General features: G+C 59.8%; 19 protein-coding genes. 14 read left to right on the top strand and 5 right to left on the bottom strand.

The window, feature by feature from the left end; all coding sequences use genetic code 11:
• Window positions 1-737: 737 nt before the first annotated feature.
• The 3 genes from DMP06_RS00600 (at window position 738) to DMP06_RS00590 (ending at window position 6,417) form a co-directional block, all read left to right on the top strand.
• Window positions 738-2,309, top strand: a complete 1,572-nt coding sequence (locus tag DMP06_RS00600; RefSeq protein WP_123207807.1) for a TerB N-terminal domain-containing protein — start codon at window positions 738-740, stop codon at window positions 2,307-2,309.
• Complete coding sequence (locus DMP06_RS00595) at window positions 2,306-3,715, top strand: ATP-binding protein (RefSeq protein ID WP_220092511.1); 1,410 nt, start codon at window positions 2,306-2,308, stop codon at window positions 3,713-3,715. Before DMP06_RS00600 ends, DMP06_RS00595 begins: the two co-directional genes overlap by 4 nt.
• Window positions 3,716-3,825: 110 nt before the next feature.
• Window positions 3,826-6,417 (top strand): DEAD/DEAH box helicase, encoded by a 2,592-nt coding sequence (locus DMP06_RS00590; protein ID WP_123207806.1) that lies wholly within the window; start codon window positions 3,826-3,828, stop codon window positions 6,415-6,417.
• Between the two features lie 60 nt (window positions 6,418-6,477).
• Here DMP06_RS00590 and ettA read toward each other — a convergent pair whose 3' ends face one another.
• On the bottom strand, window positions 6,478-8,157 hold the full coding sequence (ettA, locus tag DMP06_RS00585) for an energy-dependent translational throttle protein EttA (RefSeq protein WP_123207805.1): 1,680 nt from the start codon (window positions 8,155-8,157) through the stop codon (window positions 6,478-6,480).
• Between the two features lie 838 nt (window positions 8,158-8,995).
• On the opposite strand from ettA, the gene DMP06_RS00580 reads away from it, so the two are divergent.
• Window positions 8,996-9,502, top strand: a complete 507-nt coding sequence (locus DMP06_RS00580; protein ID WP_148042467.1) for a hypothetical protein — start codon at window positions 8,996-8,998, stop codon at window positions 9,500-9,502.
• A gap of 116 nt (window positions 9,503-9,618) precedes the next feature.
• Here DMP06_RS00580 and DMP06_RS00575 read toward each other — a convergent pair whose 3' ends face one another.
• The gene (locus tag DMP06_RS00575) at window positions 9,619-10,593 is read right to left on the bottom strand and encodes a spermidine synthase (RefSeq protein ID WP_220092510.1); all 975 of its coding nucleotides are present in this window, start codon (window positions 10,591-10,593) and stop codon (window positions 9,619-9,621) included.
• 5 nt (window positions 10,594-10,598) lie between these two features.
• Window positions 10,599-12,332, bottom strand: coding sequence for a helix-turn-helix transcriptional regulator (locus tag DMP06_RS00570; protein ID WP_123207803.1), 1,734 nt, complete (start codon window positions 12,330-12,332; stop codon window positions 10,599-10,601).
• A gap of 320 nt (window positions 12,333-12,652) precedes the next feature.
• On the opposite strand from DMP06_RS00570, the gene DMP06_RS00565 reads away from it, so the two are divergent.
• The 4 genes from DMP06_RS00565 (at window position 12,653) to DMP06_RS00550 (ending at window position 18,024) form a co-directional block, all read left to right on the top strand.
• Window positions 12,653-15,751 carry a molybdopterin dinucleotide binding domain-containing protein gene (locus tag DMP06_RS00565; RefSeq protein ID WP_123207802.1) on the top strand — a complete coding sequence of 1,033 codons (3,099 nt, stop codon included), beginning with the start codon at window positions 12,653-12,655 and terminating at the stop codon, window positions 15,749-15,751.
• Window positions 15,752-15,762: 11 nt separating this feature from the next.
• Window positions 15,763-16,395, top strand: a complete 633-nt coding sequence (locus DMP06_RS00560) for a 4Fe-4S dicluster domain-containing protein (protein ID WP_123207801.1) — start codon at window positions 15,763-15,765, stop codon at window positions 16,393-16,395.
• Between the two features lie 4 nt (window positions 16,396-16,399).
• Window positions 16,400-17,272 carry an NrfD/PsrC family molybdoenzyme membrane anchor subunit gene (gene nrfD, locus DMP06_RS00555; RefSeq protein ID WP_123207800.1) on the top strand — a complete coding sequence of 291 codons (873 nt, stop codon included), beginning with the start codon at window positions 16,400-16,402 and terminating at the stop codon, window positions 17,270-17,272.
• A gap of 131 nt (window positions 17,273-17,403) precedes the next feature.
• Complete coding sequence (locus DMP06_RS00550) at window positions 17,404-18,024, top strand: TorD/DmsD family molecular chaperone (protein WP_161957764.1); 621 nt, start codon at window positions 17,404-17,406, stop codon at window positions 18,022-18,024.
• Here DMP06_RS00550 and DMP06_RS00545 read toward each other — a convergent pair.
• Window positions 17,958-20,027 carry an elongator complex protein 3 gene (locus DMP06_RS00545; RefSeq protein WP_123207798.1) on the bottom strand — a complete coding sequence of 690 codons (2,070 nt, stop codon included), beginning with the start codon at window positions 20,025-20,027 and terminating at the stop codon, window positions 17,958-17,960. The two genes, DMP06_RS00550 and DMP06_RS00545, sit on opposite strands and share 67 nt — an antisense overlap.
• Before the next feature lie 268 nt (window positions 20,028-20,295).
• Window positions 20,296-20,838, bottom strand: a complete 543-nt coding sequence (locus DMP06_RS00540; protein ID WP_123207797.1) for a hypothetical protein — start codon at window positions 20,836-20,838, stop codon at window positions 20,296-20,298.
• 103 nt (window positions 20,839-20,941) lie between these two features.
• Here DMP06_RS00540 and DMP06_RS00535 point away from each other — a divergent pair, with 103 nt between their 5' ends.
• From DMP06_RS00535 to DMP06_RS11650, 6 genes are all read left to right on the top strand, one after another.
• Entirely contained in the window at window positions 20,942-21,904 is a 963-nt protein-coding gene (locus DMP06_RS00535) for a hypothetical protein (protein WP_123207796.1), read from the top strand.
• A gap of 502 nt (window positions 21,905-22,406) precedes the next feature.
• A complete protein-coding gene (locus DMP06_RS00530) occupies window positions 22,407-23,033 on the top strand; it encodes an RNA polymerase sigma factor (RefSeq protein WP_245962305.1) in 627 nt (208 codons plus the stop codon).
• The gene (locus tag DMP06_RS00525) at window positions 23,030-24,049 is read left to right on the top strand and encodes a hypothetical protein (protein ID WP_123207794.1); all 1,020 of its coding nucleotides are present in this window, start codon (window positions 23,030-23,032) and stop codon (window positions 24,047-24,049) included. The genes DMP06_RS00530 and DMP06_RS00525 overlap by 4 nt, the downstream gene beginning before the upstream one ends.
• On the top strand, window positions 24,040-25,008 hold the full coding sequence (locus DMP06_RS00520; protein WP_123207793.1) for an ABC transporter ATP-binding protein: 969 nt from the start codon (window positions 24,040-24,042) through the stop codon (window positions 25,006-25,008). The genes DMP06_RS00525 and DMP06_RS00520 overlap by 10 nt, the downstream gene beginning before the upstream one ends.
• 7 nt (window positions 25,009-25,015) lie before the next feature.
• Window positions 25,016-25,945, top strand: a complete 930-nt coding sequence (locus DMP06_RS00515; RefSeq protein ID WP_245962304.1) for an ABC transporter permease subunit — start codon at window positions 25,016-25,018, stop codon at window positions 25,943-25,945.
• Window positions 25,918-26,280, top strand: coding sequence for a hypothetical protein (locus DMP06_RS11650; RefSeq protein ID WP_245962303.1), 363 nt, complete (start codon window positions 25,918-25,920; stop codon window positions 26,278-26,280). Before DMP06_RS00515 ends, DMP06_RS11650 begins: the two co-directional genes overlap by 28 nt.
• Window positions 26,281-26,397 lie beyond the last annotated feature (117 nt).

The following is a 26,397-nucleotide window of genomic DNA, read 5'->3' as shown; positions in this document are numbered from 1 at the left end:
CGCGCTCGCTCTCGATGCTTGCGGTGATGCGAAAATGCCAGGCACTTGCGCCCGCCGGCGGCTTTTGCTCGACGAAATGAGCGCAGGGTCCAGGGCAAACGGGGTTTCAGCGGTCTAATAAAATGCCGTGTTTCGGCTGTGTCCTTCGGCGATGTTGACGCAAACGTTGGCGATTCGGACAATCGCCCGATCACCCATGTCAATACAGGGGAATTTGGAAAACTGCTCAATTATTTTCGTTTTTCTACCGTTCAGCACCCTTCCGCTGTGTCTTCTGCGTCAATTTTGGTTCTTTAGAAGGCGTATGTGCGCAGAATGAGGCTCTTTTGACGAGGTTGCCCATGGCTAACAGTAGAAAATCGAAAATATTTGACCCAATTCTGAATTGAGCGTTTATAAGAGCGGTTTGTCAAAGTGCGACATCTGTGCCAATGAGGCATTTCTGACGCAGTGAAGCACTCGCTTTAATCTGGGAATTCGAGGCGTCGCTGCTTCATGGGCAGAAGGCAGTGCAGCGATGGTGTGCAGTTGAGGCATCATCTGGCATCATCTGTGGCGAGAGGAATCGCACTCATTCGTCGGATGCTAAATAAGCAGAGCGGTTTTGCGCAAAAGGGGGCTTTCTGCTGAACGCGGACGAATGTTCGTATATAATGGCGAAAGCGAACGGACGTACTATACGCTTGCGGTGAGATGCGCTAGCTGGGCAAGCAAAACGTGGAAGGGGCGCTCCCGTCATGGGCAGGGTGCAGCGAATAATCGAGTGGGCTACGCGTGAGGCGCGCAGCAAGCCCGAATGCGCCCTTTCGGAGAAGGTCTATCGCGATGAGCCTATTTTGATCACGACTTCACAGATGCGGCAGTTCCTGCCGCGCGAGTATCGGCAGATGCGGGCGATCGCCACTTCGCCGGAGGCTCGATTCAAGCCGTCGACTTGGATTTTCGCACAGCAGGCCAAACTTATGGCGGGCTTCGAGGACGATTATCCCTACAGCGGCGAATTCGTGCGATATTTCCCCACCTATATGGCTATGTCTGAGGATCAGCTGCGAGGGTATTTCTCGTGGCGCACAAAGCTGCGGCGCGGAGAGGCGCCGGAAGGCCCCACATCGTACGCGTTCGTGTACATCTATGAGCTGCTGAATGGCGCAGGCTGGGAATCGCCTGAAGAGGGCTTCGGCCTGTTGGAGGCTTTTTACGGCCAGTACGGCGCGCACGACCCCGCCATTCGCCGCCACCTTAAGCGCTGGATGGTGGATTTTGCGGCATGGTATGGCGTTTCGCCGGATCGCTTGCGGCTTGCCGGTTTAGTGGATTCGGGGCGCGAGGAGGCCATCGCGATTCTTGAAGGTGCGGTGGGCTTGAACACATCGCAGATGGAGTTCAAGGGCGGCACCTCGGAGGGCGACGGCACGCTTTGGGATGTCCTGTATGCCGCCATCGTGAACCTCTCAACCTATCGCATCCAATCATCATGCCTGGTCAAGGAGCATCCGAATGAATTTCGTCGGGCGCTTTGCGGCACATGTACGGCGTTGGCGCGCTATTGCGCCGCTCATCGCAAGACCTCGTTTTCCGAAGGGCTGTTTGGAACGTTTCGCGAAGATGATTACGTCATGTTTCAGAACGCGGTGTTCTATAACGACGGATGCCACCCCGAGGCGTCGTACTTGCTCCCCGATGGCCGTTCCCTGGCGTGCAGGAATGGAAGGTGGCGTCAGCGCAGGCGCATTGCCATGAATCGCGGTCCAAAGTTCGGGGCGATTGTCAAGGCGGTGGACGCGCGCGTGCGAGAAGAGCTTGCGATGGGCGCATCGCTCAAAATGCCGGATCTTCCCAAGTATATGGCGCGCATTGTGGCCGATGAGGCGCGTGCTGCGGTTGCCTGGGAGAGGGCCCATAAGCCATTCGAGATCAATCTGGACGCATCTAAGCTTTCGGGCATCAGGAGCGCGGCATCGGAAACGTGCGAGGCGTTGCTGGTGGACGAGGAGCGCGACGTTCAGGCGCATGTCGACCTGGGGGCGCCGACCTGCGTGGAGCATGGCGGATTTGCCGCGGGCGACGAGGCATCGAGTGCATGCCCGCTGGATGCGGTTGAACGTCGGTGGGTTATCGCGTTGATCGAGGGCGATTCGCCGGGCGCACGTGAGGCGCTGAACGCTTCCGGCCTTACGGATGACCTTATGGCCGATGCCGTGAACGAGAAGCTGTTCGATTATCTGGGAGATACCGCGGTGGAATGTGCGGCAGACGGCTATGCTGTAGTGGAAGATTACCGCGAAGACGTGGAGGGGTTGGTTCGATGAACGATATGGCGGGCAACACAACGCAGCGCGCAAAGGCTATCGCGCGTGATGCCGGGGCGGCGGGCGCTCCTTCTCCAGGCGCTGCTCCCAAAGTGCCCAAGCGCATAGCTGCCACTCTGCTCAACTCGCTTAAAGGCGGCGTAGTGCCTCGCATCGGGCTTCCCTATATCACGGTGGGCCGCAAGGATGAGATTGCGGCTTTGCTGCGCGACCTCGAGCTTGTATCAGACGGCGGTGCGTCGTTCCGCTTCATCGTGGGCGCATACGGCAGCGGTAAGAGTTTTCTTTTGCAAACCATCCGCAACCATGCGATGGGCAACGGGTTCGTGGTGGCCGATGCCGACCTTTCTCCCGAGCGACGGTTGCAGGGCACGCGCGGGCAGGGGCTTGCAACCTATCGCGAGCTCATCCGCAACCTTGCCACCAAGACCAAGCCCGAGGGAGGGGCGCTTACGCTCATCCTGGACCGCTGGGTGTCGGGTGTGCGCGCCCAGGTGGTGGAAGACGGCGTGTTTCCCGACGCTCCGGATTTTTCCGAGCAAGTGGAGCGGCGCATCTACGCGCAGGTGCAGGCGCTCGAGGAGATGGTTCACGGGTTCGATTTCGCACGTCTGCTTGCGCTGTATTACCGCGCGCATGCCCAGGGCGACGAGGAGCTGAAGTCCTGCGTGGTCAAGTGGTTCCGGGGCGAGTACCGCACCAAGACCGAGGCCCGGGGCGAACTGGGCGTGAACATCTGTATCACCGATGACGACTGGTACGAATACCTCAAGCTCTTCGCGGCGTTTTTGCAGGGCGCGGGATACGCTGGGCTCATCGTGTGCATCGACGAGCTGGTGAACCTATGCAAGATTCCAAACGCGGTTACGCGTCAGTACAACTACGAGAAAATTCTGGCCATGTACAACGACGCCATGCAGGGCAAGGCGCGTCATCTGGGCATCATCATGGGCGGTACGCCGCAGTCCATCGAGGATCGGCGCCGCGGCGTTTACAGCTACGAGGCGCTGCGCAGCCGTCTGTCGGAGGGGCGGTTTGCGCGCGAGGGGCTGCGCGACATGATGGCGCCGGTCATTCGGCTTGAGCCGCTTACCGCCGAAGAGCTGTTCGTGCTCGTGGAAAAGCTGGCGGCGATTCATGCGGGGTATTTCGGCTACGACCAGCGTCTTACGGGCGACGATCTGGCGGAGTTCCTGCGTATCGAACTGGGGCGCGTGGGCGCCTCGACGCTCATTACGCCGCGCGAGATCATCCGCGATTTCATCGAGCTGTTGGACATTCTGTATCAGAATCCAAGCGTGGGGGTGTCGGAGCTTCTGAAATCCGATTCGTTCACGTTCGCGCAGGCGCCAGTGGGCGATGTTGATGCGCCTGTCGACGAGAAATACGCGGAGTTCACCATCTAGGCATCCTTGCTTGTCGGTGTGGATGGTCGGATTACGGGGAGAGACGCGATGGAGTTCCGGGCTGCCGGGGCTTCGAGTAGATGGCTCGATTGCGGGGGAGAGGGTGTCGCATGGGCGTGTTCGATCGGTACGCTCCGTTCGTGCAGGAGTTCATTTTCAGCCACGATTGGCAGAGCCTGCGCGGTATCCAAGTGGCGGCCGGTGAGGCCATCTTCGATACGGATGCGAACGTGCTGCTCACGGCATCTACCGCTTCCGGTAAAACCGAGGCGGCGTTCTTTCCCATCCTGACCGAATTCTGGGAAAATCCCCCGCGCTCGGTGGGCGCGATCTATATCGGCCCCCTGAAGGCGCTGATCAACGATCAGTTCTATCGTTTGAACGATTTGTGTGCCGAGGCTGATATTCCCGTGTGGCATTGGCACGGCGATGTATCGGCCTCGCATAAGGCGAAGCTGCTCAAAAAGCCCTCGGGTATTCTGCAGATCACGCCCGAATCGCTGGAAGCGCTGCTCATGCATCGGCATGCGGTCATCTCCAAGCTGTTCTGCGATCTGCGGTATATCGTGATCGACGAGGTGCATTCGCTTTTGCGCGGAGACCGCGGCGGTCAGACGCTGTGCCTGATCGAGCGTCTGTCGCGCATGGCGGGGGTGAACCCGCGTCGCATTGGGCTTTCGGCGACATTGGGCCTGCCCGAAGCGGTGGGGGCGTTTCTTTCGTCGGGCACGGGTCGGGGCTGCATCATCCCGCGCGTGGAAGAGCCTAGCCGTGTGTGGCGGCTATCCATGGAACATTTCTACATAGGCGGCCCGCTTGATGCTTCCAAAGAAGCGGCGGTCGACGGCTCTGGCATGCTGCTGGCTGCCGTGGCATCGCACGGTAGAGACGGGAGGGCGCAGGCGGCATCGGCGTCGTCCAGCATACCGGCGCCTCTCGCTTCGGAGCATGCGGAAACATGCGGTTCGGCGGCTGCGGCGGGCGTGGGGGCGCCCGAAGGCGAGGACATGCATTCGGGCGAACCATCTGCGGCGGTGAAGCCCACGATTGTGGAGACGGATTCTGACGATATCGCAACGGTCGCTCCTTTCGATGTTCCCTCCGACCATGCTCCCAAAGGCGCGGATCCGGGCCTGGGGTACATTTTCGAGCACACGCGCGGCCGCAAATGCCTCGTGTTCGCCAATTCGCGCGAAGAGGCCGAAGGGGTATGCACCTCGCTGCGCGCATACTGCGAAGCGCGCCATGAGCCCGATAGGTTCCTCATCCATCACGGCAATCTTTCAGCGAGCATTCGCGAGAGCGCGGAGGAAATCATGCGCGATGAGAGCGAGGCTCGCTCAATTGTGACCACGGCCACGCTTGAGCTGGGCATCGATATCGGCCGCATGGAGCGCGCGTTCCAAATAGATGCGCCGTTTACGGTGTCGGCCTTTTTGCAACGCATGGGTCGCACGGGTCGTCGCGACACGCCTCCCGAGATGTGGTTTGTGATGCGTGAGGAGAAGTCCGAGCCGCGTTCCCTCCTACCCGAAACTTTGCCGTGGAAGCTTTTGCAGGGCATTGCGCTCGTGCAGCTGTACCGCGAGGAACGTTGGGTTGAGCCGCCGCGCCTTGACCGCTTACCGTACAGCCTGCTGTGCCATCAGACCATGGCGACGCTCGCTTCCGAGGGCGAGATGTCGCCGGCACGCCTGGCGAGCAAGGTGTTGGGTCTTACGTTTTTCCATCGCGTGAGCCAGGACGATTTTCGTATCCTCCTGCTGCATCTGCTGGAATTGGACCACATAGAGCGTACGGAATCCGGCGGCCTTATCGTGGGGATTGCGGGTGAGCGTGCCGTGAACTCGTTCAAGTTCTACGCTGTGTTCCAAGAGAACGAGGAATATACGGTGCGCAGCGATTCGCAGGAGATCGGCACTATCGTGAAGCCGCCTCCTCCGGGCGAGAAGATCGCCATCGCGGGGCATGTATGGGTGGTCGAAGAGGTGGACCACAAGCGTCGTGTTCTGTACTGCACGCAGGTCAAAGGCCGGGTGCCGGCATATTTCGGCGACTGTCCGGGCGACATCAACACGAAGATTCTGGAGCGTATGAAGCATGTGCTGGAGGAAAGCGGCGCGTACCCCTACGTGATGGATCGCGCCCAGGTGCGTCTGGAGGAGGCGCGCCATGTGGCGAAGGCGGCGGGAATTGCGGGTATGGCGCCTGGGTTATCGCGCGCATCGGTTCGGACGCATGGGGTCCCCGGTTCGATCCCCTGCAGCTCCGTGCGTCCTTCGCTCGTCAATCTAGGCGGTAACATGTGGTGCCTCATGCCGTGGCTTGGGAGCTATGCGTTTCTGGCGCTTGAGCGGCTGCTTAAAATCAAATGCGCTTCGCATCTGGGGTTGAAGGGACTTGATGCCTCGCGGCCGTACTTCATGACGTTCATCATGGACGAAGGCATGACCGAAGAGCAGTTCTTCAAGGTGGTCGCCCAGGAGGCCGCAGCTTTGCGGGACCCTCTTGAGCTGGTGTATCCCGGCGAGGTGCCGCGTTTCGAGAAATACGACGAATTCGTGCCGGATGACCTGGTGCGCAAAGGCTTCGCCTACGGGGTGTTGGATGTCGAGGGCATGCGCGAACGTATGACCTGTGGCATGGGTGCGGTATGCGGTTGCGTCGAGGGGGAGCGCGGCGACGTCAAGTGCATTGGATAAAGAAAGGCGCTGCCAGAAATGCGGCAGCGCCTTCATGCGTTTGTTGAATAAAACGCAGATTTAGTCCCTCGTCAGTTTGCGGTGCAGGCGATGGGGCTTGGCGGCCTCTTCGCCCAGGCGCGCCACGCGGTCTTTTTGGTACGACTCGAAGTTGCCCTCGAACCAGTGCCAGCGACCCGGGTTCTCGTCGTCGCCCTCCCATGCGAGCATGTGCGTGGCAATGCGGTCGAGGAACCAGCGGTCGTGGCTCACCACAACGGCGCAACCGGGGAACTCCAGCAGCGCGTTCTCCAGGCTTTCGAGCGTTTCAACGTCCAGGTCGTTGGTGGGCTCGTCCAGAAGCAAGAGGTTTCCGCCCTGCTTGAGCGTAAGCGCAAGATTCAGGCGATTACGCTCTCCGCCGGAGAGCACGCCGGCAGGTTTCTGCTGATCAGGGCCTTTGAAGCCGAATGCCGCCACGTAAGCGCGGCTGGGCACCTCGGTCTCGCCGACCTTCATGTAGTCCAGGCCGTCGGACACGACTTCCCACACTGTTTTAGAGCCATCGATACCGGAGCGGTTCTGGTCGACGTAGCTGATTTTCACGGTTTCGCCGATCTCGAGCGTGCCATCGGTCAAATCCTCGAGGCCCACGATGGTCTTGAACAGGGTGGTTTTTCCTACACCATTGGGGCCAATAACGCCAACGATGCCATTGCGGGGCAGCGTGAACGAAAGATCATCGATGAGCACGCGGTCGCCGAAGCATTTGCGCAGATGGCTGGCCTCGATGACCTTTGCGCCCAGGCGCGGGCCCACGGGGATGTGGATGTCGGCGAAGTCGGTCTTTTCGAACTTCTGCGATTCGGCCACCATCTGGTCGTAGCGTTCCAAACGCGCCTTGCTCTTGGCCTGGCGCGCCTTGGGGGAGCTGCGAACCCAATCGAGCTCTTCTTTCAGGCGCTTGGCGAGCTTTGCCTCGCGCTGCCCTTGAGCCTCGAGGCGTGCGGCCTTCGTTTCCAGATAGGTGGAGTAGTTGCCCTTGTAGGGGAACAGCTGACCGCGGTCCACCTCGCAAATCCATTCGGCAACATTGTCCAGGAAGTAGCGGTCGTGCGTGACGGCCAGAACGGCACCGGGGTAGCGCTTGAGGAACTGCTCCAGCCACAGCACGCTCTCAGCGTCGAGATGGTTGGTGGGCTCGTCCAGGAGCAGCAGGTCGGGGGCCTCAAGCAGCAGGCGGCACAGCGCCACGCGACGGCGTTCGCCGCCAGAGAGCACGTTCACCGGCATGTCGGGGTCAGGGCACTGCAGCGCATCCATGGCCTGCGAGAGCTGACTGTCAAGATCCCAGCCGTTTGCGGCATCGATGGCCTCCTGCAAGGTGCCCATCTCGGCCATGAGCGCGTCGAAGTCGGCGTCGGGGTCGGCCATCTCGGCGCTGATCTGGTTGAATCGGTCGATTTTTTCCAGCACGTCGGAAAACGCCATGCGGATGTTCTCGATGACCGTCTTATCCTCATCCAGCGGCGGCTCCTGCTGCAGGATGCCCACGGTGTAGCCGGGCGTCAGGCGTGCCTCGCCGTTAGACACTTCCTCGAGGCCCGCCATGACCTTGAGGAGCGTGGATTTGCCCATGCCGTTGGGGCCCACCACGCCAATCTTAGCGCCGGGGTAGAACGAGAGCGACACGTCATCCAAGATAACCTTGTCGCCATGCGCCTTGCGGGCATGCATCATGGTGAAAATGAATTCTGCCATAGGTAGATTTCCTTTCTGAAATGGTCCTTCACTTTCTATCGAGAAATGTTCCATATGGCAACGCCGTGCAGGCAAAATACCGAGAAAAGCCCGACCTCAAACGGATGAGCTTCGATTTTTTGGACAACGTTTCAAGTTAGCCGGGCAATCGTGAAGGGTATGCAGCTTCTGTGCTGGCATATTCAACCTCCCCGCCGCTTCGACCGCACTAGTTTGCCTTGGAAATTATTAAAATACCTGGTCGAATTTTGAGGGTATTTCAGAAGTATTCTTCAAATGGCGGCTACCTTGAAATGTTGTCCAAAATCCGGCATGTTTTTCGCAAAACATACAGTATGTTTCGGCAGGGCGTCAGATTGGTACTATGTAGCAAGACAAAATCGGGCTTTGCTTGCGGATTCAACTGAGCGCCATGCCGTCGTGCCTGCGTTGTTGCGTGTCGTGCCGAGCGACTATGCCGCATTACCGCGCTGCCGCGTACGCTAGGCGGATCGGACAATATCGTTGCTGCTTTGTCGCGCGCTTCAGGCTGACCGGGCTGCATCGCTTTGGTTGTATCGGCGCATGCGTTCGATTAGACGGGTTGCGTCATGGCCGTTACGTTGTTATGAAACATGGGGGCGAAAAAATGTCGGACGCTCAGGGTCAGAAAGATGGAAGCTGGAATTCGGGTGCGACAGCCCCGTTGGAGCAGCCGTACGTTTTGAATGAGTCGGCACCGTCGCGAGGCAAGGGACCGTCGCCTTCCCAGGGGTATCCGCAGATGCCGGGAATGGCTCAGCCGGCATCCGGGAAAGGCGGCCCGGGGCGCTCTCCGCATACGTATACAACAGGGCAGGTGATTGCATTCGTCCTGGTTGTGGCGGTGCTCGTTGCTGCGATAGCGGGGCTTATCGGATCGAATACGGCACGCGAGGCCGCCCAAAAAGAGCATGCCCAGCTTGAGGAAGAGCTTACTTTGCAAATCGAACAGCTGGAGCAAGAGCGCGATGAGCTGCAGGCGCTTTACGACCAGGCGATCGCGTCGGGCGGGGCAAGCGCGGGCGCGACTTCGGATGGGCCCACGATTGAAATCGACGTAGACGATACGGTCGCATCCGCCAGGGCTCAGCTGCAGGACGCCATCGATTCTGCGAAGGCGTGGCTCGATTCCGATGCGGGGCAGGCTATGCAGGGGCATGTGCGTCTTGCGCTGCAAAATGCTATCGACATAGCGAGTCGGCTCATCGAAGAGAGCGGTATCGCCGATCCTCAGACCTACATCGATGCTGCCAACGCCATCACCGCGATAATCGATGAGGAAACGGCCGAAAACGCCCAGGAAGCGCAGGATGCACAGCAATAGGCGGGCATGGGCAAAGCGAGAGGCATGCAGAGAAGGAGGCGCCCGCCATGCTCATCTGCGCGGAGCGCCAAAGCGCGAGGCACGCAGGGGGATCATAAGGGCGTGGCGCAGGAGGCCTAGGCGCGCAGATGCCCATCATGCAGGGGCGTTCCCAGGAAATCCTCGTCAAAAGGCACGGCGTCTGCGAACTGCCTGTTGCTATCCGTGGCGATGACCAGGTAGTTGTCTTCTCCGCCGTAATCTTCATCGGGGCAGGGAATAACGTGAACGTGGTCAAACGCTTCCAAGAGCGTGGCAGCAAGATCGCGGAGAAACGCGACGTTCGACCTGTCGAAATCGGACACGACATTCGCTGCGTAGAGGCCGTCGGGCGCAAGGCAGGCTTTTGCCGCCTGGGCGGCCTCGACGGTCGCGAGCGAATGCACGGGCTCCGAGCCCGAGAACGCATCGTTCACGATAGCGTCGTAGTGCACATGCGGTTGTGCGCCGTAAGAGCGGTCAAGGCCTTCGGCGATGTCATCGAGAAGCGCGCGTCCGTCGGCGCAAATCAAGTTCAGCCGTTCATGCGCGGGGTCGAATCGCTCAATTGCCTCATCGAGAAAGAAATGCTCACGGGCGATACGCGTGATTGCCGGGTCGATTTCAACCACATCGAGGCGTGCATCGGGGTGCGTGGCCAAAACGTGCTTGGGCCACGCGTATCCGCCACCACCTAAAACCAGCACGCGACGTGAACCGGCGAGATTCCTTCGCTTACAATCGGGTGCGCCGGATGTTTCGGTGGCGAGGGAGCGGGCGGCAGTGGCGGAGGAATGTGCGGTGTCGGCAAAGGAGGCCGATGCGTCGCAAGACGGGAAGCCATCGAGTGGATCGTCTTCGAGTGCGGCAACGATCGGGCGCTCGAGCACGGTGTCGAATGCGCGGTAGTATTCGAATACTGGCTCGAATCGCCGCTCATCGGTATACGTGGCGCTTTGGAACACGCCTCCCAGCTTGAGAACGCGCACGGGCGAGCCGTCGGGCGCGGTCGCTTGAAGTATCTGCGCAAGACCGAATTTGGTGCGGTAGATATATCGTCCGAAAAGCTTCATGTTGCCTATCCTGATTTTTGCATACACGGAAGAAACGATTCGGATGCCTCAAGATGCTTGTCGCCGCCCTCATCCTTGCGTGCGAGGGAGATGAGCTCTTGTTGGGAATGTACGCCCGTCTTCGCATAAATCTTGCGTACGTGCGTGTTTACGGTATTCAAGGAGAGCACCAATTCGTCGCGAACGAATGAGCGACTGCGTCCTGCGAGCAGATAGCCAAGGATTTCCTTCTCGCGGGGCGAAAGGCCGAATTGTTTGGCGAGCGCATTTGCCTGAAGGTCGGCCACGCGGTCGATTAATTCGGCTCTAGGAACCTTCATCATGTACATATGAGCGGGCTCCGTGGCGGCGTCACGGTTGTTTTCGAGCTGCGTGACGGGCACAAGCGAGCGTTCGGGCGCCTTGACGAGCGATTCCGTATCGCAGCCCCAGGCCATGACCGAAGCGACGAGCACCACCATGGCAAGAGGGAAAAAGCTCGAGGCGGAAGCTCCCTGCGTCTGCATGGTGGCTATGCCGCACGTCACGCCCGTCGAGGCGCCCACGCCTACGGCCACCAGCAGCGGAAACAGCACGTAGCCTGTGGGGATCTGGGCACGTTGGACGTTTTTGGCAATGATTGCCAAGGCGCACAACTGCATGCCCACCAGCCCGATGAAGCTTGCGGTGTAGGCGAAATGTACCCACGGCGCCTCGCCAATGAATACTAGGGCGTATCCCGCGCATGCGAAGGGGAGGACCCATCGGTACGTGGTGAAGAGGCTCACCGTGCGCGCATGGCGGAACGATATCGTCAGAATCAAAGCCGCCAAGAGGCCGGCGCAGACAAACGGCAGGAGGTAGTGGTCGAAGCGGTCGGTGAAGTATGTGGGCGAAACGAACCCGCGGAAGAATGCGAAGTTGAACCAAAGGAGGGAGAACAGAAGTGCGTTCTTCCAGAGCCCTTTTGCGTTGCGATAGAAGGATGCTCCTACGCCATGCGCCTGGGAGAGGGGGTCTTGCGCAGCGGGCGTGCTTGCTCCAAGAAGCTGGAGGTTCGCCTCCGTCGTCAGCTTGGCCGCGTCGGCGTGATGCGCGGCGCCTGCGGCGTCTTTCTCGTCATCGCTCTTGCCCTGCGCAAGGCGCATCCCCAGAAGCTTCGAAAAAATCGCGAGGGACAGCAGAGGGAAGCTGGCCACGATTGCCACTGACACCACGTTTTTTATGGCCACCACAGGAAGATAGAGCGCCAGCGAGCACAAAAAGGCGGCAGGAACGCTCGCCTCGAGGGCGCTTGCATTGCATTGCCGCAATTCCTGAAGCCATGTCAGCAGCAAAATGGGTAGCGCGGCTCCGGCGATAACCGCCCCCACGATTGTCAGGCGCTCGTTTATGGGGTCAAGGATATAGGCTGCGTAGATAAACACCGTGGCGGATGCCGCGCAAGCCGACGCGGCGAACCCCCAATGGCGAATGTCGCCCAGCTGCACCCCTTTGCGCATGAGCGCGAAAAGCGCTATCGACACGCATACCGCCACGATAAGGGAGAGCCCCCAGTACTGTTCAGATGCGCGGATGGTATAGGGGTTCTGTACGAGAACACAGGAGTAATAGGCGCAATAGAACCACGCCATGAGTAAACCGAGTCCGACAACGCGCCAGCTGAAGGCGGATGGCGTTTCGTTCAAGGTGTTGATGAGCGTGCGCTTGGCTGCATCCTTCACGCTGCCGCAGATGCTTGCGCAGCTTTTTAGCGTCATGGTTACCCCTCTTCATGAGTCGCCGCGTCGCGAGGCCCGTCATGCACAGGCACGCTGTCATTATACGTTTCACGGCACCTCGCAGGTATATGGTGTGGTCAAATCACCATGCCATGGTGACCCCGATTACCTGCGATTTTGAATTCACCTTTTCATGCGATTGTCCCAGGAGCCCACAGGCCCGATGATGCGGCGTGTCCGTACGGGGAGCGTCGTTATGGCCGGCGCGAGACGGACACGGCGCAAAATCAACGGTATGCCACAGGGCTTTCCAGCGATGGAGCGCACAGGTTCTGCAATCGAAAGAAGAAGGGGGTACCATGCAACGAGAAGGCAGCGAGCCGTGGTCCATTAACCGCCGGACATTCCTTCAGGCGACCGCCGCGATAGGCGCCGCTTCCATGGCGGGCTTGGGTCTGTCTGGATGTTCTTTGGGTGAGCCGGGCAGTACCGAAGACGGTTTGCCGACGTATCACAAGGGCAAGCCCGTGGAGGCTTCGGCCGATCCGAAAACCGGTGACGTTACGGTCAACGAGGACGTAATGGTTCGCTACAGCGCGTGCCTGGGCTGTTACAGCAGCTGCGGCAACCGCGTGCATGTTGACCGCACAACCGGGGCAATCTTCAATGTGGGAGGCAATCCCTACAACCCCAACTGCGCCTATCCGTATTTGAATCATGATGCGCCGCTTTTGGATGCTTACCGCTCGATGAGCTTCGTCAACGGCGGCCAGGCTGTCCGCGGCACGGTATGCGGACGCGGCAACGGTACGTGGGACGCGTATTCGCAGCCCGACCGCATCACGGTTCCTCTCAAACGCGCAGGCAAGCGCGGAGAGGGCAAATGGAAAGCCATCGGTTGGGACCAGCTGCTCACTGAGCTCCTCGACGGCGGTAAGCTGTTCGCTGATTTGGGCGAAGACCAAGAAATCGAGGGTTTTCGCGCCATTTGCGACAATGAGACGCTCATTGATCCCGAAAATCCCGAATTCGGCCCCAAGGCGAATCAGTTCGTATTTTTCGGCAGTCGAGGCGATGGCCGATCCGACGTGAAGAGCAGGTTCGTGAATTCGTTCGGCACCGTGAACGCTATCGGGCATGGCGCAAGCTGCGGCGGCTCGGAGAACGCCGGTGTGTATGCCGAGCAGGATAAATCGTTGTGCGCCGACTTCGCTCAGTCCGAATACGTCATTTGCTGCGGCGTGTTTCCGGGTGCCAACGGCAAAAGCTTCCAGGCTATCGCCCACATCGCAAGCGATGCGCTGGCGAAGGGCACGCTGAAGATGGACATCCTCGACCCCGCGTTGGGCAACGGCGTTGCCACGCCCACGGCGAACAACGTGCGTTGGCTGCCCATTACCACGTCCACCAATGCCGCGTTCGGCTTGGCGATGATGCGCAAGATCATCGAAAGCGAGACCTACAACAGGACGTTCCTAGGCTTCCCCTCACAGGAGGCAGCGGTAGCGGCCGGATACGGTTCGTATAGCAATGCGAGCTATTTGGTCATCGAAGATGAGGGTCATCCCAATTATCGAAAGTTCCTGCGCGCCGAAGATGCGGGGCTTTCGGTTCCTCCTGTCGACCCCGATGCCGAGGAGACGCCCGACTACTTCGTGGTGATCGATGCCGAATCGGGTAAACCGGTGCTGCACTCGGAATGCTCCCAGGCCGATTTCCAATTCGAGGGCGAAATCAACGGCGTGCACGTACGTTCGGCGTTCCTGCACCTCAAGGACTCGGCGTTCGAGCGTTCGTTGGAGGAGTATTCGGAGATCTGCGGAGTGCCTACGGAAGAGATCGAGCGCATGGCGACTGAGTTCACCTCGCACGGGACCAAAGCGTGTATCTGCGGCATATTCGGTGGATCCGCCCAGGTCAACGGCATCGACGCATCCATCATCTATCCCGTACTCAATGCTCTGATTGGGTCGAGCAACATGCGCGGCGGCATGGTTCCGCGCCGCAACGGCGGCGATTCCTTCAGCGACGGCGCGCGCTACCTGCTGAGCACCGTCGAGGGAAAGCCGGAAAAGGCCGGCATCTCCATTACGCGCTGCGGCATGGCGTGGGAGGACACCTCGGAATACAAGCGCCGCGCGCAGAGCGAAAATCATCCGCTCCCCAAGCTGCCTTGGTATCCCATCACGTCGGCAGCAGACGGGCAGGGCGTTGCCTCCGTCGCCAACGCCTATCCCTATCAGGCGAAAATCATGTTCACGTGGATGGCGACCCCGCTTCAGGCCAACTCCGGCTTTATGCGTCCAGAAATCATGGACCTTCTGAAAGACCCGTCGGTGGTGCCTCTCTCGCTTGTGTGTGATGTGGTGATGGGCGAATCGGCAAGCATCGCCGACTATTTCATCCCGGACACCACGCCATATGAGAGCTGGGGCGTCAACACCCAGGAGGGATACTGGAGCGGCATGGGCAACACGGTGCGCTGGCAGGTCACCGAGCCCGCTACCATGAAGCTCGACGACGGCAGGCATGCCAGCTTCGAAGCGTTTTTGTGCGATCTTGCGCGCGAGCTTGATCTGCCCGGCTTCGGGGATGAGGCGTTCGAGGGCGTTGACGGCGTGAAATACCCCTTCAACGACGCGTCCGACTTCTTCCTGAAGGCAATTGCGAACCTGGCATACACCTCGGGCGATCCTGTGCCCGACATCTCTGACGAAGAGGCGCATATGCAGGGTTTGGACGAACTGCCCGACTCCTGGAAGGCGGCGGTTACGCAAGAAGAGTGGCCTAAGGTCCTCGACGTGATTTCACGCGGCGGGCGTTTCTGGCCCATCGATCAGGCGTACGACGACAAGGGACGCTCTGCGTATCTAGCCAGCTTCATGGCGTGCTTCTACCACGAGGCTCGCGCGACGGCCACCAATTGCTACACCGGGGAATATGAAAGCGGCGTGCTCCACTGGTGCCCCGAGACGCTGGCCGACCGCACGCCCCTGCGCGATAAGTATCCTGCGCAGGATTGGCCGTTCACCTCGACCAACTACAAACCCAAATTCCGCTCCATCTCGATGCTGTCCAACAGCCCCATCATGCAGCAGATTTGCCCTGCGAACTATATTGAGATGAACTCCGACGACGCCCAGAGCCTGGGAATCGCCAACGGCGACTGGGTGGATGTGAGCAATCCCACCGGCGATGTCATGCATGCGCAGGCGTACGTGCGCGGCGGTATTGCCAGGGGCACCTTCGCCGTGGCCTACGGATACGGACATGTGGCGTATGGTTCGCAGGATGTCGACATCGACGGCGATGTGCGCAAAGGCAACCCCGCGATTGCTGCTGGCATTCATCTACAGACCCAGCTTGACCCGACGGTGGAGGGCATTACGGCCATCTCTGACCCCGAAGCCGCTACTCCGGGACGCTCGGGCGGCGTATATCGAATCGTGAAGGCATAGGAGGATATGACATGGCGAATAATTCAGACTCCGCTTCGCCGCACTATGGCATGCTCATAGATCTGTCCACCTGCGTGGGATGCAATGCGTGCGTAGCGGCGTGCAAGCTTGAAAACGAAACGCCTACCGGCTGCTTCAATACCTGGATCGAGTCGTGGGATACGGGCGTATACCCCAATGTGTTTCGCGCGAATTTGCCCAAGTTGTGCAACCACTGTGTCGACGCACCGTGCCAAAGCGTGTGTCCCACGGGGGCGACCTATACAACGGATGAGGGCGTGGTTCTCGTGGACCACAGTCGCTGCATAGGCTGCAAGTACTGCATGGCCGCCTGCCCTTATCAGGTGCGCTGGCAGGATGAGCTTACGGGCGAGGTGAGCAAGTGCACGTTCTGCTATCACCGTACTTCCCAGGGTATGCAGCCCAAATGCGTAAGCACCTGCATCACCAAGTCGCGTCTGTTCGGCGATTTGAATGACCCCGAAAGCGACATTTCGCGTCGTTTGGCCGAGGTCGAGCCGGAGCGCTTGCATGCCGAACTGGGCGGCGAAGTATCGGTGTTCTACGTGGGCCTTTCGGCGACGCGGCAAGCCCCGCAGGCTTCCGGCGTGTGCCGTGGCGGCGATTTGGAAAGCGAGAGGTGATTGTATGGTTTGGGATCTTCCCATCGCGTGCTACTTGTTTCTTGCCGGCCTGGGCGCCGGTGCATACGTCAGTGCTATCGTGGCGGCGCGGTGCGGCGAGAAATCGCCCGAAATGGCTCGTGCAGGTCGCATAATTGCGCCGGTCACGGTGGCCATCGGCTTAGTGCTTCTTATGGTCGATGCCGAGGCGGGTTTTCATAACCCGCTGAGGTTCTTCTATCTGGTGTCCAACCTGTCCTCCGTCATGGCCTGGGGCGTCATCATCTTGGCGGTCTTCATGGTGGTGAGCATCGCCACGCTGCTGCTCGATTTGCTGAAAAAGCGCATTCCTCTTGCTCTCGAGGAGGTGGGCGCAGTGTTTTCGCTGGGAACTGCGGCCTATACCGGTGTTCTGCTGGGCGTAGTCAAAACGTTTCCGCTGTGGAACACGCCGCTTTTGCCGGTGCTGTTCGTGGTGTCGGCTGCATCGACTGGAATCGCAAGCGTGGTTCTTGCCGGCTGCGCAATCAAGAACGCCCGCGTACATGCGCAGACGCTGCTCGCCAAGACGCGCCTGGTGCTGCCCTGCATCGAGATTGTGCTTGTGGCCTTGCTCCTTCTGACTACGCAGGGCGTGCAGGCGGGCATCGACACCGTGGTGGGAATCGTCGCGGGCTCGTGGGCTCCGCTGTTCTGGATTGGACTGGTGGCAGTCGGGTTGGTGCTCCCCCTGGTCGTCTCCTTCGTGGAGATGCGCGCATCTCGTGCGGGCGGAACGGCTGCGGTCGAGGGTCGCCATTCGAGCGTGGCCATGTGCGCCTGTGCCGAGGCGGGCGTGATTGTCGGCGGCTTTATCCTGCGCTACCTTGTGGTTATGGCAGCACTTCCCATTTCCTAGTCCCTCCCTTCTCTTGTTTGTGCTGCGCACGTCGATTGGTTCGGCGTGCGCAGCCGCAGTCAGGGGAGTGAGGCAGGTATTGAACGGATTTCGGTTGCTTTCAGATGCGCAGTTGGGCGAAAGGACCTTTTATGAACCAATCATTGGCGGTGTCTCGAGCAGGGGCGTATGCTTCTCTGGCGGCATTTTTGGTTACGCTTCCCACCAAAGAAATGATGGATGACCTGCGCCGATTGGCGTGTGCGGTCTGCGGCGACGGTTGCGTATGTGATTTCAGCGACGTTGGCGATGCGATACAGGTGTTTCACGATCGCACTTCGGTGACGTGTTCCGCGCGATTTGTCCCGCTTTCCGAACAGTGCGTGTATCGTGCCGAGTGTACCAAGGGCGAATCATGGACGTACGGCCCGGTAACGGGTTCGCGTAGCAGCCATGTGCTTGCCTGCTATCGAAAGGCGGGGTTCGGCTTTAAGGGCATCCAGGGGTTTGAACCGGTGGTGCGCAGCTTGCGTCCCGACTCTTTGGCGGCGGAGTGTGCGTTCATGGCTTATCTTTTGAACCGAGCTGCCTGTTGCTCGCAGTCCGCGGAAAGTGACGAGCAGTTTGCCGACGCGTTCCTGCGCGAGCATCTTTCTTCGTGGGTGGGTCGCGCAGCGGATATGAGCGAACAGACGGGCAATGACTACTATGCATTCATCGTGCGGTTATGCGCGTCGTTCGTTCGGGCGGATGTGTCGGCGATGTCGGCGTAGTGACAAACTCGGGCGGCGACTGAGAGCGTTTTTTGCTGGTACAGTCCGTCGTGCGCTACCGTGAAGCCCAGCTTGCGGTAGTACTCGCGTGTGCCTATGGCGCTGATTACGTTGATGCGTTCATATCCGGCGTCGCGAGCAATCTCGCAGGCGCGCTCCACAAGCTGTTTGCCCAGGCCGCGATGCTGCGCTGCCTGTCCCTCCTGGTGGATGCCGGCCACGGCGCCATACACGTGGACCTCGCGAATCATGGCCTCGCCGGGAGCCACGGGAAGCTGCGTAGGCCCGTCGGCAAAGGGCATGGTGGCATCCACGGGCGGGCACTGCGTTTCATCCGCATGGGTGGCGGGTTGCGCGGTGGCATCGGGTGCCGCGTGATTGCTTGTGCGGTTCCATACCGCTGCATCGGGCAGCGACAGACGCAAGAATCCGGCGATGGAGCCGTCAGGGGTCACCCATTGCAGGAACACCTCTTGCCCTGTGGAAGTGCGATAAGGCAGCTCCTCCATCGTCAACTCGTGTTCCTCGGTTCGACGTGCGTTGATTTCGCGGTGACGAATCTCGCGAAGTGGGTACCCGGCCGCAGAGGCGCGTCGAGCCGCCTCTGCTTCCACGACTTCGCGCAGATTGACCTTCTTGTTGCCGTCCACGATGTCGTCCGACGAGAAATCGCGAATCATGCGTGAGATGCGCGTCCAGGCTGGCGTGGCCATCACGTTGCGCGCCAGTACGTCAACCAACGTTTGCTCGTCATACGGGCGCCAGCTGCCATCGCGATAGCGGTCCATGAGCGCGGCGCTGCCGATGAGCGCGCAGGGGTACATCTTCACCTCGTCAGGCATGAAGCGTGCGTCGCCCACCAGGCGTTCATAGCCGCGCACGTCGCCCTCGGGCGTGGCGCGGTAGAGGTTCGCCATGAAGTGCGCGTGCGTCTTGAATCCGAACAGGCGGGCGAGGGCGAACGCCTGCGCGATGCGTTCCACGGTGATGCCGCGACGGTTCGTGCGCAGTACCTCGTCGTCCAAGCTTTGCACGCCCATCTGGATTTTCGTGCAGCCAAGCTGACGCATGAGCAAAAGGCTCGCGCAAGTGACCATGTCGGGGCGCGTTTCGATGACCAGGCCGACGCAACGGTGCGCTGCGGTCACGTTGCGTGCGTGGAGCTCCTTGACGTGCGCGAGGTCGGCCGTCTGCATGTGCGCGGCGGCTTGCCATCCGACATTGTTCTCGTAGAGCGCATCCATCGCTCGGTTGAAGGCAAGTGCGCCTGCTGTCACGCGTTCCTGCACGTCCGCGACCTCTGCCGCCAGTGTGTCGGGATCGTTCGAGATGCCGCATTCCTCATAGAACGCGCGTCGCTCGTCGATCGACGCCTGCGTCTGTGCGGAGTCGCCCTCGTTGAGCGCGCGGAACAGCTCGGCGATGAACCAGATGCGATATTGCTCGGGGTAATCGTCCCAGGTGCCGCCTAGCACGATGAGCTCCACTTTGTCGGTCACGTGCCCCATGCGCGCAAGCGAGCGCAAACGCGCTGCCACCTGCAGATATGGGTCAAACCACGTGCGCTCGGCCCGCTGGCAGGCAGGCTCGTCGGCCAGGTAGCTTTTGGGCATGCGCACGTCGTTGGGGCAGTACAGGCATGCGCTCGTGCAGGCGTGCGGTTTCGTGATCACGGTGATAGTGGCTACGCCCGATGATGTGCGGCGCGGCTTCACGCGGAGCGTCGCAAGCAGCCGCCGCTCAAGGGCATTATCGATGCTCCAGCTGCGCCAGCGTTCGGGTTCGCTTTCTTTGACCGTGAAATAGTAATCGAGCACCTTCTTCTTAGAGAAGTGCTGCGCGTTATCGCGAATGCTGCGGTTATGGAAGCGAATGATGCGCTCCAGCTCGTCGGGTGCGAGCGGCGTGTTCGATGGGTCGTTATGGGCGGGAGCATCACTATCATGGGAGCCCGCACTTCCGTGGCGCAAGGCATCGAGTATGTCGAGAAACAATTCTTCCATGGGTGCAAGGATACCATGGTGTATGCGGGGTGCGACGAAATCGAGCGGGAGCGGGTATCCGATGCGCTCTCGAGACTCGGCGGCTTAATTCTCGTATGGGGCCATGGCGATTCGCTCCGCGCTACGGCTGACGGAATAGCAAGGGGTCGCCCTTACACTGCGACGGGTCGGATGCCAAGGAATCAGCCCGGCGTTACGGCGGCGTCGAATGGTACAAGCGATTAATCCATCCCCACGACGGTATTGGATGGCACGAACGACCCCTGCGCTATTGCTGCAATCCCAGTCGGGCCACACTGCTGATGCAGGAGTAAATCGACCTCTCGAGTACTTTAGGCTCTGCCGACTGGCGCCATCGGGCATAGAAGGCCGAAGCGATGTCTTTGCCTAAGGGGAGCCCGCCCGAATCCGCTGGGCGGGTGCCATCGAAGTTGCGTACGAATTTGCTCTTGCGCCAGCCCCATTGGCCTTCGAGGTCCTGGGTGTACTTCACGCCCTGTTCAATCTGCAGAAACATGAGATCAAGCGGCGATTCCCTGCTGGAGAAATTGACGGAGGTGTCATATTTACCCTGCATAAGAGCCATTGCCAGCGTGGTAATCATGCCGCACGGCGTGAAATCTTTGCGGGGGAACCAGTCTCTCAGGAGCGCGGTGCACGCGATAAGCAGGCAGCGGGCACTTTCGGCAACGCTGGAATCTTTTTCGGTTTCAAGGATGTCGCTCGCGAGTCCGTCGGCGAAAGCGAGGATATCCTCATCAGATTCAACCCAGGCAAGTAGATTGCATTCACGGCAAGTGTCTGTGCCCATGTGCGCCCTCTCTCAAGTGGTGTACCTCTATAATGGGATGGTAGCACGTAAAGATTTCATACGTGTTCCAATCGTGGTACAGGCAAATGCCGTGAGGAGAAGAATGGACAACGCGACCGCGCGAGCGCTCTGTGCGCTCAATGACGAGTTCTATGCGAGGGAAGCCATGTCGTTCTCTGCGACGCGTGAGGTCCCGTGGCCCGGATGGCGGCGCGTGCTTGGGGCGATTGCGGCGGCGCAACTGGAGCTGGATTCGAGTTCGCGAGCGCTTTTCTCATCGCGTGTTTCGGATGAAAAGTGCGAGTCTGCCCATCCTGCTGGGGCGTCGTCTTGCTCCGAGTGCGATAACGATGCGGACGATAGCCTTTTCCTGGTGGACGTTGCCTGCGGAAACATGCGATTCGAGCGGTTTCTTAATGAGGAATACCCCCACGAGTTTTTGGCGCTTGCGGTCGATTCGTGCGATCGTTTGGCGCTCGACGCGCTCAAGACATGCGATTTCGATCGGAGCGAAGTGAGCTATACGCACATCGACGTTATAGAGCAGCTACTCGATAGCGGTACGAAAGGGCTCGCATTTTCGCTTGGCACAAAGAGCGCCGATGCGACCGTGGCCTTCGGGTTCATGCATCACATCCCCGGTGGCGAGAACCGGATAGTTTTCCTCAAAGCTTTGATTGAGACGGTGCGTCTCGGAGGTATCGTCGCGGTGTCGCTCTGGCGTTTCATGGATGACGAGCGACTGGCCAAAAAGGCCCATGAGGCCACCGTGCGGGTACGTTCGTATGTAGCGGATGCCGTTTCGGGCCGTGCGCCCCTCGATGAGGAAATGGCGCGCTCTTCGTTATTCGCCATCGATTTCACTCAGTTTGAAGCGGGGGATTACCTGCTGGGGTGGCAGAACGATGTCGCGGCGTTTCGCTATTGCCATAGCTTCAATGATGCCGAGATAGCGCGTCTCATCGACTCGGTGAGTAATGCGGCGACGCTCATCGACCGCTTCACTGCTGACGGCAAAACCGGCAACCTCAACGAATATCTTGTGTTCGGCAGGGAATGGGCGTAAGTACCGCGCCCTGGATTTGCCTCTGAGGTAAATGCAGTCGAGGCAAATTCCGGATTGCGGCACGATTTTTGAATAAAAAGCAGGTTGGCCAAGGTTTTGTAGCGAGTGTCGACGGTTCTGTGCGCCGGGAGCGGCGGTCGTGTACGGTTTTCGCAGTGGCAATCATTGAAATGCCTGTTCATTACTAATATTTTGTCAAATTGATGCGCAGATGTCGGCTAACTTGGAATGCTGGCCATTTCGCGGCATCTTTTCTGGCGTTTGGTGCCAATCGAGTAAGCAGTATACAAGCGCATGGAAATTGGCGAGGAGCTTCGGACGTGTTGCCGAGGCGCTTCGGGTGTGCCGGCGAGATATTTTGGCGTGTTGCCGAGGCGTTTCAGACGAGTGTTTCGTGACGTCTCAGCAACATTGCGTTTTCGTTTTTTCAAACATTTACGGTTCGGCCGCTCATCTTTCCTGCTTCGCCCGTTATATGGGGTGAGGAGGTGGGAATGCGAACATGGTTTTCGGAGATGACAAAGGGCGCACTATGCTGGGAACGCCTGGCGCGGCGGATGCGCATGACGTAACGCACCACGAGGCAGAGGCGCTTGGCAATTCATGCTCTGGGATTGAAGTGCCGGATGGAGCGCGCTGCAAGGCTGGGCTGCATGGGGCGACGCATCGCGTGATTGAGGCGCATTACGAGGATGTGTATGCGTATTGCCGCCGCCGCGCCGCATCTCTCCAGGATGCCCAGGACCTCACGCAAGACGTGTTTCTGCGGTTCTTTCGCGCCTCCTCTCGATATCGCGACGAGGGAAAACCTCTTGCGCTTCTGCTCACTATCGCACGCAACGTGTGCATCGATGCCGCGCGCAAAAGGCGGTTTGACCACGTGCCGTTTGAGGAAGAGCTGCATGATATTCCATTGTCTGCCGCTTCCGAGTCTTCAGGAGCCGTGACCCAGGCACTCGAAAGGCTAGATGCGAGCGAGCGCGAGGTGCTTGAACTGCGTTACGACCAAGGGCTGGGAGTGGGCGAAATAGCACAGGTGCTGGGCATCTCCCGCTTTTCCGTTTCACGACGCATCAGACGAGCGCTCGCCGAAGTGCGTAAGACGCTTGAAGAGGGGGGGTTTCGATGAGACGACTGGTTTCTGGCAGACGCAACGCCGTGCGTGCGGAGAAGTTGCTCCGAGAACATTACGTGGCCGAGCGTGCCGGTGTACTATCCCCGTCGGAGCGCGCGGTGGCTATCGCGGAATGTGTTGACGCGGTCGAATACGCGCTGACTTGCAATGACGTCGGCAGCGAGGCGGTCGGGTCGGTCGGACGAGCGGGCGCGGAACGTGCTGCATCCGAACGGCATGCCAACGAGGCGACAGGATATGAGCTAGAAAGCTCGCGTGGACGATATGGGGGTTCGCTCGGTTCCGCGTCGGGGTTTTCGAGGACGTGTTCTGCGAAAACGCGTTCTGCATCGCCTTCGTTCTTTTCGTTCGTGGCGTTCCAGGCGCGCGCCATTCCCGCACGCATCTGGATAGCGCAGGCGGCGCTCATTGCGTTCGTGCTTTGGGTATGCGCGTTGGAGCCTGCAGAAGGATTCGTCAATTGCGTGGCGGCAGCGCTTGGAGCAATCGTTGCCGGTCTGGGCGTGCCCATTGTCATGGCGAGCAGGCTCTATCGCATGGCGGAGCTTGAGAGCGCGTGTCGCTTCAATTGCCGGTCGGTCGCGGCAGCGCGCATGGTCGTAATCGGGAGCGTGGATGTGTTGGTTCTGGGTGCCGCGGCGTGCATCGTGCCTTCTTTGACGAATGCGTATGCGCTCGCGTTCGCCATGTATGCATGCGTACCGTATTTTGCGGTGTGCGCGGGAAGCTTTGCCGTCTCTCGTCGAGCGCGCGGCTTCTCCGCGATGGCGGTTTCTGTGATGTTGTCCCTGGTCGCTATAGGGGTATGCGTGCTTCTCCAACGGGTATTTCCTTGGGTGTACGGGCCGGCGGCGGTGGGTGCGTGGGCAATTGCCGCGGCTGTTGCCGGAGTTTGGCTGGCGCGCGAAGCTCATATGTTTCTCTGCACGGCAGCCGAGGGGATTGACGCATTCGGGTGCTTGGGGCGCTTCGCGTATAACGAGAAAGGGTGTGATGTCTCATGGAGCTAACTATCGACAGACTGAGCAGGCAATTCGGGTCGCATATCGCCGTCGATCGCGTATCGGCGCGACTTACGCCGGGAGTGTACGGGTTGCTTGGCGCGAATGGAGCCGGCAAAACCACGCTCATGCGCATGGTGTGTGGAGTGCTTCGCCCTACGTCGGGATCGATTCTGCTTGATGGTCGGGACATTCAGGCGCTAGGCGATCACTACCGCGCCCGCCTGGGCTATCTTCCGCAGGACTTCGGCTACTACCCCGACTTTTCGGCTCTCGATTTCATGCTGTATATGGCGGCGCTTAAGGGGATCGATCGCAAGCGGGCAAAAACCGCCGCGTTGGAGCTTTTGGATCTGGTGGGGCTAGGAGGCGCTGCGCGGTCGAAAGTTCGCACGTTTTCAGGCGGCATGAAGCAACGGCTGGGTATTGCGCAGGCGGTGCTCAACGATCCCGATGTGCTGGTTCTCGATGAGCCAACGGCGGGGCTTGACCCCAAAGAGCGCGTGCGTTTTCGCAATCTGATCTCGAGCTTTTCGCAGGACAAGATCGTGGTTCTGTCCACGCACATCGTGTCGGACGTGGAATACATCGCCGACGAAATACTGGTGATGCGAGCCGGAGCGTTTGTGATGCAGGGGGCGCCGGGTGCGATAACCGCTCAGGTAGAGGGCAGAGTGTGGGAATGCAGCGTGCCGGCCGCCATGGCCGATGCGCTTGCCGAACGATTCACGGTGAGCAACGTCCATTACGCCTCTGACGGTCAGGCCGTGGTGCGCGTGGTGAGCGATGCGCAGCCGGCGCCAGGCGCGAGGGCCGTAGCGCCTACGCTCGAGGATTTATATCTGTATGTGTTCCGCGACGCGAAGGGCATCACCGATGAGGGCGATCATGCGAGCCGCAATGCGGCTGAGCTTAGGGGCTTTGTCGGGCGCGCCAGAGGCGTCGGTCGCGGCGGGGAGGAAAGGTAGGCGTATCATGCTCGATCTTGTCGCTTTTGAGCTCAAGAAAGTCGTCAGTCGCCGTACCACGCTTGTCACCTGCAGCGTGCTCTTCGTGCTCATCTGCGGGATTATGACGCTCAACGTGCTGCAAACCAAGACGGAATCCGATACAGGTGAGGTGCTTTCCGGCTTAGACGCCATCTCCTATAACCGCGAGGCGGCGAACGCCCATGCGGGCGAGCTTTCGACGGAGCGCATCGTGGCGGATTTGACGGCGTATCGCGATTTGGCGCTTTCCAAGATGGATGCCCAGGAGCTTTCCACCATGAGCGATGCGGCTGCATACAGCCTTATGAAGCAGGTCTTCACGCCCGAAGAGCAGGCGATGCTCACAGATGGCTACTACAGTTATCTGCTCAGTCCTTGGCGCGTTGCCGGTCAAGAGCCCTATCAGACGGCGGCGCAGCTCACCGACGAGCAGATGGGGCAGTTTTATGAGACGGTGGCGCAGGGGTTCCAAGAGACTCTCGATGACGGCATGGGCGGCTCGTGGACGTATACGGATGCAGAACGTTCCTACTGGACCGCTATGCAGCAGCGGGTCGAGGAGCCGCTCGCGTACGGCTATGCGGGCGGTTGGGAGGACATTCTTAACTGCGTGGCGTTTTTGACATTCGCCATGCTGGGGGTATGCGTGGCGCTGGCGCCGATGTTTGCGGCGGAGTATCAAGAGCGAACCGATGCCGTGCTATTGGCGTCGCGCTTCGGAAGGTCGCGCCTGGTTGTCGCCGAGGTGATTGCCGGATTCGTTTTTGCTACGGCGTATTTCGCTTTGCATGCTGCCGTGATTTGCGGCGTTGCCCTGATCGCATTCGGTACGGAGGGGCCAACCTTCCCGTACAGGTTATGTCCACCTCCATTCCGTATGGCCTCACCATGGCGCAGGCTGCAGGCATCTCGGTAGGGATAGCGTATGCGATGATGCTGGGGTTTGCGGGGCTTACACTGGCGCTCTCCTCGCGCACGAAGTCGGCGCTCGCGGTGTTTGCCGCCGCAGCTGCGCTCATCCTGGTCACGGGCATAATGCCTACGGCGGGAAACGGAGTCCTCATGCATATCATGTATCTCGCTCCGCTGAATGCGCTTGTGCCGCAGCCGCTTCTCACCGACTGCATGTCGTATCCGCTAGGGACGGCGGTGTTCGATCTGCAGACCATGCTTTGGGTGCTCTATGGCGTCGTCATGCTTATCGGCGCAATCGTTGCCGTCATATCGTTCCGGCGCCATCAGGTGGCGTAGTCGTAAGCGGGCGACCCGCGCCGATTCGAGTGAGCGGCTGGGTTGTTCTGGCGCGAGAGCCGCATGCCCGCGTGAGCGGCCGAGGCGAGCTCAGGTGTGTCTACCGTATGCCGAATG

It is taken from the genome of Slackia equolifaciens, assembly GCF_003725995.1.
In the GTDB taxonomy this organism is placed as follows: domain Bacteria; phylum Actinomycetota; class Coriobacteriia; order Coriobacteriales; family Eggerthellaceae; genus Slackia; species Slackia equolifaciens.
The sequence above is the reverse complement of the archived record's forward strand: the minus strand, read 5'-3'. Positions and strand labels throughout refer to the sequence as shown.

Excerpts from the sequence above, each read along its gene's own strand:
- DMP06_RS00600 (WP_123207807.1), top strand. The coding sequence starts at position 738 with ATGGGCAGGGTGCAGCGAATAATCGAGTGGGCTACGCGTGAGGCGCGC.
- DMP06_RS00595 (WP_220092511.1), top strand. The coding sequence starts at position 2,306 with ATGAACGATATGGCGGGCAACACAACGCAGCGCGCAAAGGCTATCGCG.
- DMP06_RS00590 (WP_123207806.1), top strand. The coding sequence starts at position 3,826 with ATGGGCGTGTTCGATCGGTACGCTCCGTTCGTGCAGGAGTTCATTTTC.
- ettA (WP_123207805.1), bottom strand. The coding sequence starts at position 8,157 with ATGGCAGAATTCATTTTCACCATGATGCATGCCCGCAAGGCGCATGGC.
- DMP06_RS00575 (WP_220092510.1), bottom strand. The coding sequence starts at position 10,593 with ATGAAGCTTTTCGGACGATATATCTACCGCACCAAATTCGGTCTTGCG.
- DMP06_RS00570 (WP_123207803.1), bottom strand. The coding sequence starts at position 12,332 with ATGACGCTAAAAAGCTGCGCAAGCATCTGCGGCAGCGTGAAGGATGCA.
- DMP06_RS00565 (WP_123207802.1), top strand. The coding sequence starts at position 12,653 with ATGCAACGAGAAGGCAGCGAGCCGTGGTCCATTAACCGCCGGACATTC.
- DMP06_RS00560 (WP_123207801.1), top strand. The coding sequence starts at position 15,763 with ATGGCGAATAATTCAGACTCCGCTTCGCCGCACTATGGCATGCTCATA.
- nrfD (WP_123207800.1), top strand. The coding sequence starts at position 16,400 with ATGGTTTGGGATCTTCCCATCGCGTGCTACTTGTTTCTTGCCGGCCTG.
- DMP06_RS00550 (WP_161957764.1), top strand. The coding sequence starts at position 17,404 with ATGAACCAATCATTGGCGGTGTCTCGAGCAGGGGCGTATGCTTCTCTG.
- DMP06_RS00545 (WP_123207798.1), bottom strand. The coding sequence starts at position 20,027 with ATGGAAGAATTGTTTCTCGACATACTCGATGCCTTGCGCCACGGAAGT.
- DMP06_RS00540 (WP_123207797.1), bottom strand. The coding sequence starts at position 20,838 with ATGGGCACAGACACTTGCCGTGAATGCAATCTACTTGCCTGGGTTGAA.
- DMP06_RS00535 (WP_123207796.1), top strand. The coding sequence starts at position 20,942 with ATGGACAACGCGACCGCGCGAGCGCTCTGTGCGCTCAATGACGAGTTC.
- DMP06_RS00530 (WP_245962305.1), top strand. The coding sequence starts at position 22,407 with ATGGTTTTCGGAGATGACAAAGGGCGCACTATGCTGGGAACGCCTGGC.
- DMP06_RS00525 (WP_123207794.1), top strand. The coding sequence starts at position 23,030 with ATGAGACGACTGGTTTCTGGCAGACGCAACGCCGTGCGTGCGGAGAAG.
- DMP06_RS00520 (WP_123207793.1), top strand. The coding sequence starts at position 24,040 with ATGGAGCTAACTATCGACAGACTGAGCAGGCAATTCGGGTCGCATATC.
- DMP06_RS00515 (WP_245962304.1), top strand. The coding sequence starts at position 25,016 with ATGCTCGATCTTGTCGCTTTTGAGCTCAAGAAAGTCGTCAGTCGCCGT.
- DMP06_RS11650 (WP_245962303.1), top strand. The coding sequence starts at position 25,918 with ATGGCGCAGGCTGCAGGCATCTCGGTAGGGATAGCGTATGCGATGATG.